The sequence below is a fragment of the Autumnicola aciditolerans genome (assembly GCF_041679265.1).
In the GTDB taxonomy this organism is placed as follows: domain Bacteria; phylum Bacteroidota; class Bacteroidia; order Flavobacteriales; family Flavobacteriaceae; genus Autumnicola.
In genome coordinates this window covers 259,422-269,591 of sequence record NZ_JBGFSM010000006.1, presented here as the reverse complement: position 1 = coordinate 269,591, position 10,170 = coordinate 259,422, and the positions used below count along the sequence as shown (strand labels likewise).

Annotated in this window: 7 protein-coding genes; 4 read left to right on the top strand and 3 right to left on the bottom strand. The window is 40.7% G+C overall.

Features of this window, described 5'->3' with window-relative positions; all coding sequences use genetic code 11:
• Positions 1–229 precede the first annotated feature (229 nt).
• Positions 230–1,741, bottom strand: coding sequence for a GH3 auxin-responsive promoter family protein (locus tag AB8M93_RS08720; protein WP_373057181.1), 1,512 nt, complete (start codon positions 1,739–1,741; stop codon positions 230–232).
• A 117-nt stretch (positions 1,742–1,858) separates the two neighbouring features.
• On the opposite strand from AB8M93_RS08720, the gene AB8M93_RS08715 reads away from it, so the two are divergent.
• The 3 genes from AB8M93_RS08715 to AB8M93_RS08705 all read left to right on the top strand — a co-directional run bounded on the left by AB8M93_RS08715 (position 1,859) and on the right by AB8M93_RS08705 (position 5,258).
• Complete coding sequence (locus AB8M93_RS08715; RefSeq protein ID WP_373057179.1) at positions 1,859–2,653, top strand: DUF2797 domain-containing protein; 795 nt, start codon at positions 1,859–1,861, stop codon at positions 2,651–2,653.
• Between the two features lie 262 nt (positions 2,654–2,915).
• Positions 2,916–4,106 (top strand): pyridoxal phosphate-dependent aminotransferase, encoded by a 1,191-nt coding sequence (locus tag AB8M93_RS08710; protein ID WP_373057178.1) that lies wholly within the window; start codon positions 2,916–2,918, stop codon positions 4,104–4,106.
• A 15-nt stretch (positions 4,107–4,121) separates the two neighbouring features.
• The gene (locus AB8M93_RS08705; RefSeq protein WP_373057177.1) at positions 4,122–5,258 is read left to right on the top strand and encodes an AEC family transporter; all 1,137 of its coding nucleotides are present in this window, start codon (positions 4,122–4,124) and stop codon (positions 5,256–5,258) included.
• Positions 5,259–5,496: 238 nt separating this feature from the next.
• On the opposite strand, the gene AB8M93_RS08700 is transcribed toward AB8M93_RS08705, so the two are convergent.
• Together AB8M93_RS08700 and AB8M93_RS08695 are read right to left on the bottom strand one after the other, a co-directional pair.
• Positions 5,497–8,199, bottom strand: a complete 2,703-nt coding sequence (locus tag AB8M93_RS08700) for an AsmA family protein (RefSeq protein WP_373057176.1) — start codon at positions 8,197–8,199, stop codon at positions 5,497–5,499.
• A complete protein-coding gene (locus AB8M93_RS08695; RefSeq protein ID WP_373057175.1) occupies positions 8,180–8,923 on the bottom strand; it encodes a queuosine precursor transporter in 744 nt (247 codons plus the stop codon). The genes AB8M93_RS08700 and AB8M93_RS08695 overlap by 20 nt, the downstream gene beginning before the upstream one ends.
• Positions 8,924–9,023: 100 nt before the next feature.
• On the opposite strand from AB8M93_RS08695, the gene folK reads away from it, so the two are divergent.
• Positions 9,024–10,163, top strand: coding sequence for a 2-amino-4-hydroxy-6-hydroxymethyldihydropteridine diphosphokinase (gene folK, locus AB8M93_RS08690; RefSeq protein WP_373057174.1), 1,140 nt, complete (start codon positions 9,024–9,026; stop codon positions 10,161–10,163).
• The last annotated feature ends 7 nt before the right edge of the window (positions 10,164–10,170 follow it).

Genomic DNA, 10,170 nt, shown 5'->3' with positions numbered 1-10,170 from the left:
AATCACTCCATTGACGATCCTCACCGGATGGTCTTGTGGAATTAATTCTTCAATGGAAGGAGGAAAAAGCCAGTTTTGCTGTTGGTTATAGATCTTAAATTTATGGCTCATTTATCTGATTATCAGTACTTAAAAATAATAAAAAACCTCCAGATAATCAAAAGTTAAGAACTAATAATGAAAAAAGCTGCCTCAAATTAATGAGACAGCTTCTTTTGTTATTGCTGTTTTACATCATTTCCAGTAGCTCTTCCAGATATCTCCTGGAATTGGAAAGCCGGGGAATTTTGTGTTGCCCGCCCAGTTTGTCATTTTTCTTTAGCCAGTCATAAAACAGGTTTTCCCTGGCGGTGTGAATTTTTGGCATATTTAAAGTCATGTTGTTATAACGCTTGGCTTCGTAGTCACTGTTAATTTCCTGGAGAGATTTGTCCAGCTGGATTATAAAATTGTCAAAATCCCGGGGCGGCGTTTTAAATTCCACAATCCATTCGTGTGAACCTTTTGTTCTGCCTTCCATAAAAACAGGGCCAACGGTATAGTCTTTTATTTCACAATTGGTGACCAGGGAAACCTTTTTAAGCGCCTCTTCAGCGTTTTCAATAATCAGTTCTTCTCCAAATACGTTTATATGATGTTTGGTCCTACCTGAAACCCTTATCCGGTATGGATTTTTGGATGTGAATCTTACCGTATCCCCAATTTTATAGCGCCAAAGTCCGGCATTGGTGGTGATTACCACGGCATAATTTTCATCAATTTCCACCTCGTTTAATGGGATTACCTTTTCATCGGGAGTATTGTAGGTGCCCATGGGGATAAATTCATAAAAAATCCCGTAATCCAGCATAAGCAAAAGATCTTTAGAATCATTCTGGTCCTGGCAGGCAAAAAAGCCTTCACTGGCATTATAAATTTCATAGAACCTGAAATCTTCCTTGGGAAGGATCTTCTGGTACTGCGGGGCATAAGGATTAAAGCTCACTCCACCATGAAAATACACTTCCAGGTGCGGCCATACTTCAAATAAATTTCCCTTACCAGTGGTTTCCAGCACATTATTCAGCAAAACCAGCATCCAGCTGGGAACGCCGGCAAGGCTGGTGACCTTTTCATTTATGGTTTCATCTACAATGGCCTGCATTTTTATTTCCCAGTCGTGCATAAGGGAAACCTCATTACTGGGAGTGCTGCTAAACTCTGCCCAAAAAGGCATATTATCAATGAGAATAGCAGATAAATCGCCGTAAGCGGTGCCGTTATCCCGGTAAATCTCTTTGCTGCCGCCCAGACGCAAACTTTTGCCGGTGAACATCTGAGACTGCGGATTGTTGTTCAGGTACATGCACAACATATCTTTTCCCGCTGAAAAATGGCAATCTTCCAGGGAATCGTCACTAACCGGGATAAATTTACTTTTTGCATTGGTGGTGCCGCTGGATTTGGCAAACCACTTTATTGGGGTGGGCCAGAAAATATTGGTTTCACCGCGCCTGCTTCGTTCAATGCAGGCTTCATAATCTTCATATTTTTTTACCGGAAGCCGTTCCGCAAATGTTTCATAATTTGATATGGATTCAAAATCATACTGCCGCCCAATTTCCGTGTTTTTTGCCTTGGCAATAAGATTTCTTAGAAGCTCATTTTGAACTTCTCCCGGATACTTCATAAACAGTTCCATTTGGTGGATTCTCTTTTTCAAAAACCAGGAAGCAATCGAATTTACTAGCGGAATTGGCATTATTTATTTTTATCTTTACGCCCATTAATGTATGAGGCAATTAGGTTGTGCGGCTAAAAATAATCTAAACTTTGAAGCCGGCAAAAAAATCGTTTCAACTAAATTTAATCAATTTTTATGAGGTACGAAGGAGTGCTTACTAAAATGAAGACGGAGCTTACCAATACCGTACAGTACTACCTGGTTTTTGAAGCAGATTTTTTGAATATGAACCAGCTGCTCAATAAAAAGATCAGCATTAATTTTCTCAAATTTCAATGTCTTCATTGCGGGATGCAAAAGAAGGTTTTCCGTACCGGGTTTTGCTACGATTGCTGGAGTAGTATCCCACAGGCAGGAGACTGGATTATGCGGCCGGAACTCAGCAAGGCGCATCTGGGCCAGGAAGACCGGGATCTGGATTTTGAAAAAAAATCTCAGTTACAGCCCCACATTGTGTACCTGGCAAATTCCAGCAACGTAAAAGTTGGAGTTACCCGTTCCAGCCAGAGCCTTACCCGCTGGATAGATCAGGGGGCTCATGAGGCCATAGAAATTGTGGAAGTGCCTAACCGCTATCTTGCGGGTATTACTGAAGTGGCGCTTAAAGATCATGTTTCAGACAAAACCAACTGGCGCAAAATGTTAACCAACGAGGTATTGGATTTAAATTTAGCTGAAGAAAGGGATAAGCTAAAGGAGTATATTCCCGAGGAAGCACAGCCCTATTTCCTGGCCAATAATAAAGAAACCGAAATCGCCTTCCCTGTTTTAGAATTTCCGAAAAAAATAAAAACCCTGGCCCTAAAGAAAACTCCCTTTTATGAAGGAGTGCTGAAAGGCATAAAAGGGCAATACCTTATTTTTGAAGATGGTACCGCCTTTAATGTGCGGGCCCATGAAGGTTACGTGGTTGAAATTAAGGTAACCTGAGCGTGATTTTTACACCTGAATTTTAAAAACCTCCTGGCAGAAATAAGCCTGGAGGTTTTTTTGATGAAAATTAAGCCGATGGAGGTTATCATAAATTTTGAAGCTGCCAGGCGAACTACCTTTTTTGACATTGCCGGTTTTAAAATAAACCGGCTTTATTTTTTTCTTTTTAATAAATTAACCCTTTCATTTTTAGTTTTTTAGCATAGGTTTTCCAGGATTTTCTCAATAAGTTTATAACCTAAGAAAATCAAAACCAACTATGGAAACTTCAACTAACAGCCGCAGGGACTGGATTAAAAAGAGCCTTTTATCTTTGGGAGCAGTGGCAGTGGCACCACAGGTAGTATGGTCTAATCGGGTGGAAAATGCCCTTAATACCAATAGCAAATTTCTTTTTCATAATCCTTCTTTTAATGAATATACTCCTCCAAGGTTTCCAGACCTGGATTCTTTAAAAGCCAGGTTAATGTGGAATGAAAATCCACACGGGCCTTCCAAAAAAGCGGCAGAAGTTTTCCAGGAAGAAGTTTGGAAAGGAAATCATTATAGCTGGCAAAGCCTGGGAAAATTATCAGATAAAATTGCAGCAAAAGAAGGGGTGGAGCCCGGGCAGGTAATGATGGGGCCCGGTTCATCAGACCTTTTGGAAAAGACCGCCCTTGTGTTTTTTCAGCATGGCGGGAATGTGGTGAGTGCAGATCCCAGCTATATGTCCCTGGTTTCTGTGGCCAAAGCTGCCGGCGGAAGCTGGAAAAGCATAAAACTTACTCCCGATTATCAGCATGACCTGGATGCAATGGAAGAAGCCATAGATGCTGAAACCCGGCTCGTTTATATCACTAATCCCAATAATCCCACTGCCACCATCACAGATACGCAGAAGCTAAAGGATTTCTGCCGGTGGGTTTCCAGGAAAGTGCCTGTTTTTATTGATGAGGCTTACATCGAGCTTTCCGATGCTGGTATGGCAAACAGCATGGCCCCTTTGGTGGCCGAGAATGAAAGCGTCCTGGTCTCAAGAACCTTTTCTAAAATATACGGGATGGCCGGCCTGCGCATAGGCTATATGCTTGGGAAAAAGGAAACCCTGGACGGCATTAATGAAATTACGCGTGGTGGAATGGGTATCACCGGGCCAAGTATAGCGGCAGCTTCAGCGGGGATGGATGATGTGGAATTCCTGGATTCCTGCAGGTCCAGGCTTATTGAAGCCCGTAATTATTTTACCGGATATCTGGACAGCAGGAATATTGCCTATATGCCATCCCAAACCAATTTTGTGATCTTTCCACTGGAAATGGCAGGAGACGATTTCCTAAACCAGGTTTATGACCGGGAAATGGCGGTGAGGGCTTTTAAATTCTGGAACCAGGACTGGTGCAGGGTGAGCATGGGCAAAATGGAAGAAATGAAGTTATTCACCGATGCATTGGACGAAATTCTGGTGTAATCTTAATAAGGTTCTATGGATGCAAGTCTACAGAAAACATTTATTTTTTTACTTTTTATAGGAATAGGGCTTCTGCTGAAGGTAAAATTCCGAAGCAAAGAGGAAACCTCCGGGATTAAGAAAATAATTCTAAACCTGGCGCTCCCTGCGACAATTTTTATCGCCTTGCTGAACGTAGAGTTAAAAGCAGATTTTTTTCTGTTGCCTTTTTTTGCGCTTGCTTTAAACCTTTTATTGTTTTTCCTTTTCCCATACCTCCTTCCCCTATGCGGAATTAAAAAGCAAACGGCAGAATATCGTACTGCTGCTTTGCTTGTACCTTCCCTGGCACCCGGTCTGTCTTCGTTTCCATTTATCCTGGAATACTTGGGAGATGGCGCTCTTGCCAAAGCCGCAATGGCAGATCTTGGAAACAAAATATTTGTACTGATTCTCTTATATGTGGTCGCTATGAACTGGTTTTATAAGGTACACGGGAAAAATTCCAGGATGAATTCAGCTAAGATCAAAGATCTTCTAAAAGTTCTTGTTTCTGAACCGGTAAACCTATTTATCCTCGGGGCATTATTGCTTCTTGGGATAGGCTTTAAACCTGAAAATTTACCTTTTGTTTTATCTGAAACCCTGGAGCGATTGAGTTTATTAATGACCCCGCTGGTGCTTCTTTTTATAGGGCTTGCGGTTTCCATAAAAAAAGGTGAGTTCGGGAAGATCTTCAGCCTCTTGCTTTTAAGGGCAGGAGCGCTGATTTTTATAAGTTCCCTGTTTATATACTTTGGAAACATCAGCCTGGGAAACGACCGGCTGATCGTGCTGGCTTTTTCTATGAGTGCCTGTAGTTTCTGGCCGTTTGCGCATATTGCTGCGGTTGGCGCCAGGGAACAAAAGGAGAAAAACAAGGTTCATACTTTTTCGGGTCCCCTGGCCATCAATATTCTCGCACTTTCCTTTCCTTTTTCTATTATTCTCATCTTAGGAATATTTACCATAGGAGAAAGCATTGCCCAACTTCCGGTATTGCTGGCGACAGCATCAGGTTTTTTTATCCTGGGAATGCTTCCTGTATTTCTACGGAAGCTGAAGCGGGAAAATAAAAAACAGGCTGAAAAAGAATATCAGCCGGGATTAAAAAATGCACCGGCTGAAGGTTAATCGGTTCATAAGATAGGATATCTTGTCCTGCTTAAACCAAAAAACCTCCTTTAGTAGAAACCAGGCTGGTTATAATCTCCTATATTTAAATACAATTTACTTTGGTTACACCTTACAGGTTTTTGAAGCCTTTGAGGGTTTTTTAAATGTATATTGAACTTCTAACTTCTAACTTCTAACTTCTAACCTCTAACCTCTAACCTCTAACCTCTAACCTCCAACTTCCAACCTCCAACTTCTAATTTCCAGTAGTATCTTTTTTCCTTGTTTGCGTGTTTTTAAGAATTCCCCCAAGGATTTTCTTAGCCGCATTTTGAACCTGGTCCTGCTGGGTTTTAGAAATACTGTCCTTCTTTGTGGCAGCCGGATTAGTGGTGGAATCTGTTTTTACGGAAGTAGAATCCTTTGAAAATGGCTTTTTAGGATCTCTCTTTCCGGTAAGAATATCATTAATGGCATCTATTCCTTTTTGCTGCAGTTTTTCTTTTTGATTTTGAGCAACTTTTTGGGTTAGGTTGGCAATTGCCTGCTGCATATTAAGGTTGATTTGCGGATTCGAAAAACTGCCGGTTAAATCTATAGGCAAGGCCACCATCATATTATTAATGTTCTCACCGCTCAATTGCCCAAGTGCCCCTCCCACTTCACTACCAAGATAGCTCGCCGGCACATCCAGTTTAACATTATAATTCATATTCATATCAAATCCATGGCTACCGCCTACCTGCACATTCACCCCTTTTACATCAAAATTAAAAGGTTCTATTTCTACCATTCCGTTATCGAAGGTTAGATTGGTTTTAAGGTTATCCAGATTAATATTATTCAAATCTATAAAAGGAAGTTGCTCGTTCAGCCTTGCCAGCAAGGGCATTTTTGAGGGATCTACCTTTGCAGTTAAAATCTGTGCTATAGCGGTGCCGGCAAGGGTAGAAAGATCTGGTGTAAAATCGTTATTAAGATTTCCCTGCAGGTTAAGGTTTGTTTGTAGTTCTCCTTCCAGGGCATTGGCAATAGGAGCGAGGCCCTGCAATAAATCCATCTGGTTGAAGGACTGTGCGATGTTCAGCTTATTCAAATTAAGATCCATTTGGAAAGCTGGCGTTGGATTTTTAGTAGAAACATTTCCGTTAAGGGCAATACTTCCGCCAAAAATGTTAGTGGTCACATTTTGCAAAGTGGCCGTTTCATCCCTTAGGATAAGTGTTCCTGTGGCATTGCGCAGTTCCAGATCGTCGTACAAAACACGGTTTGCCTTAAAGCCAAGTTCCACATCCAGGAAAGAAGGAATTTTTATAGCCTCTTCCCCTGTAGTTACTGGTTTTTCTTCTGAAGTGTCCTGATTGTCTTCAACGGGAGATTCTTCCGTTTCAGCAACCTTAAAATCACTAATGGCGAAGGTGTTGGAATTTACTTGAAAATTTCCCTTTAAAACCTGGTCTGTAAATAAAAAGCCCATCAAATTCTGGATATTCCCGGAAGCAGTGATATCGGTCTGGCCTGTGGTAAGTTTTAATTCAGGCACGCGAACAGTACCCTGGTTAAAATTCATTTGTGCATTGGCTATCTGTACCTCATTGGGGATTTCCGGCGACTTATACCTGAAATTCTTAATACTGGCGGTTCCTTTGGAATTCACATTTTGATATTGCTCTTTTTCAATAGAATTCATGTCAAAGCTGGTGGTAAGGTCTGCAGTAAGGATACCGTTCAGGTCAAGGTCCATATCCAGGGGATAAGCCTGTTCAATATTGGCAAGGTTTATAGTGCCGTCTACTGTCATGTTTATCAGCATATTCTCCATCAGGTTCCGTACGCTTCCGTTGGCGGCAAAACGGTCTTCATCTATACGGAAGGTTACATTGTTAAAAGTGATATAGGTATCGTCTACCAGGCCTGTTTCATTTATCACCTTAAGATCAAGGTTAATGTCCTGTACGGCTTTTGGCAAATCCGCGTATTTAAAAGAAGCATTGCCGGAACTTACCATGATGTTCATCATTGGGATATGATCTTCATCTATAACTCCATTTATTTTTCCATCAACAATAAAATCCCCGCTGGTCCGCACATCTTCAATATTTTTGGCGTAGGCTTCAGGAATTACCTGCAGGAAATTTTTAAAGTCTGAAGAAGGCGTTTTAAAAGAAAGGTTTACTTCATTGTTATCTTCATTTACATCTACATAGCCATTAAAAGTAAGCGGCAGCTGATTAATAAGCGCTTCATTTTCCAGGAACGTGTATTTCATTTCCTCAAGGTCCATCTGGATTACGGCATCCAGGGCTACCTTATTTCGGCTTAAATAATTAACGCTGTCCAGCTCAAAACTCACCAATGCGCTTGTCTCAGTATCCAGTTTGCTTTGGTCCAGGGAAAAATCTCCTGTTCCCTGGTGGTTTAAATCTTCAATGTCAAGAAAAATTTTTGCGCCCTCATCCAGGTATTTAAGCCTTGAGTTATTGATCTCGTAGTGCTCCAAATCTAAACTAAAACCTGTAGAGGCAGTATCTGTTGAAGCCGCGGCGGTAGTATTTTCTATGGCAATATCGTAATTGGCATTCCCAAGGGAATCTACTTTTATATTAACAAAGGCATTGTTGAGGCGGAATTCGTCTATGCTTTTTGGCTCATCACTTCCTTTAAATAATTCTTTAATGGACATTTCCAGCAGCACTTCTTCGCCTAAAGCCAGGGTATCCCCTTCAAAAGGGGCATTATTAATCACGCTAACGTCGCTAAGGACTACAGTAGCCTGAGGAAAGCTGCGGAAAAGGCTAAGGTCGATATCCGAAAATTCCACCCGGGCATTTACATTGTTATTGATGGTTTTTTTTACAAAATTTTCAATTTGCGTTTCAAAAACAAGTGGTGCAGCTATTAAAATGACAAGCACCACCAACACAAATATTCCCACTATTTTAAGCGCTTTTTTCATCATATACAGTATTTAAATCTTCATTGGAAACTTCTGGTTGTATTTCTTCCCCTTCCTGCAATCCAAACCTTCTGCGCATGGCATATACGGCAAGATATAAAAAGGGCGTATCCATAACGGCGACAATTACTTTAAATAAAAATCCGCTAAGCAATAACGCGCCAAAACGTTCCCATTCAATTTTATGAAAACTACAGAGCAAAAACAAGACCGAAAAAGTATCTACAAACTGGGACAGGAAAGTAGAAAAATTATTCCTTATCCAAAGATGTTTGCCTTTAGTGAGTTTTTTCCAGAAATGGAATAACTGAATGTCTATATACTGCGCGAGCAGGTAGGCCATCATAGAAGCCAAAACAGCTATTGCCGTGGCGCCAAATACCGTTTTAAACAAATCGTTTCCAACGGGAGACCATGCGGTAGCCGGAGCGGCATCTGCCGTAAAAACAATAAGCAGGGAAAAGAAGGAGGCAAATATACCGGCAGTCACCACCTGGTTGGCCTTGCGTTTTCCATAAATTTCGCTTACCATGTCTGTAATTAAAAAAGTAACCGGGTAGGGCAAAATTCCCACAGAAATTTCAAAAGTGTAGATCCCAAAAAAATCCCAGTAAAAGAATTTTTGAAATATCAGGTTGGAAACTACAAGGGAAGCGATGAACAAAGCGGCAAGAATTAAATAAATCCTTTGTGCAGCGAATTGGTCTTTAAGATTAAGTTGTGCCAAATTATTTTTTTAAAGACTTGGGGCAAAATTAAGGGTATGTGATTTTGTTTTGCTTAATTTGCTGTGAAATTTTTCACCTGTCCTATAAATTTTCTTTAAGTTGAATCCCCCTAAAATAGTACATATTGCGCTGGGAAGCAATGTTGGCGAACGATTTGTTATTTTACAAAATGCCATAAACCTGCTTTATGAAGAAGTGGGCAATATTTTAAAAATTTCGGCAATTTATAAAACGCCTGCATTAGGTTTTGAGGGGAACGAATTCTTAAACGCCTGTGTTTCTGTCTCTACCAGGTTTCCTGCGGAAGAAGTGCTGCTGAAGTTGCTGCAAATTGAAAAGAGGATGGGCCGTAACCGGAGCCAGTCCAAAAATTACCAAAATCGCACACTAGACCTTGATATTTTGCTTTTTGAAGATGAGGTTATAGAAACCGAAGATCTTAGAGTCCCACATCCCGAAATACAAAATAGGAAGTTCGTTTTACAGCCGCTACAGGATATCGCGGCCAGAGAAATGCACCCGGTTTTACACAAAACAATTGCCCAGCTTCTAAAAGAAACAGGGGATTCTTCAGAAATACAGCGAATTGAAGAGAATTTAAAAGTACCGCAGCAGCCCTTTAAATTTACAAATTGTAATTATATCGCGGTAGAAGGAAATATAGGCGCGGGTAAAACCAGTTTTTCCACGATGGTTTCCCAGGATTTTAATGCCCGGCTCATCCTGGAACGCTTTAAGGACAACCCCTTTTTGCCTAAATTTTATGAAAACAAAGAGCGCTACGCTTTTCCTTTGGAAATGTCTTTTCTGGCAGACCGCTACCAGCAACTCTCTGATGACCTGGCGCAGTACGATTTATTTAAAGACTTTGTAATTTCAGATTACGATGTTTTTAAATCGCTGATCTTTGCCAAAATCACCCTTCAGGAAGATGAATATTTGCTTTACCATAAACTCTTTCATTTAATGTACAAAGAACTGGTGAAACCAGAATTGTATATTTATTTGTACCAGAATACCGCAAGGCTGCTGGAAAATATTAAAAAACGTGGCCGGGATTATGAGCAAAATATTCAGGCGGAATATTTGATGGAAATCAACCAGTCTTATCTCAGCTTTATTAAATCTCAAACTGGAATGAAGGTGCAGATCATCGATATTTCAGACAAGGATTTTGTGAACAACCGCAAGGATTATCTTGTTTTGCTGAAGGAAATAGATGAAACAATTACTCGATAAACCTGGC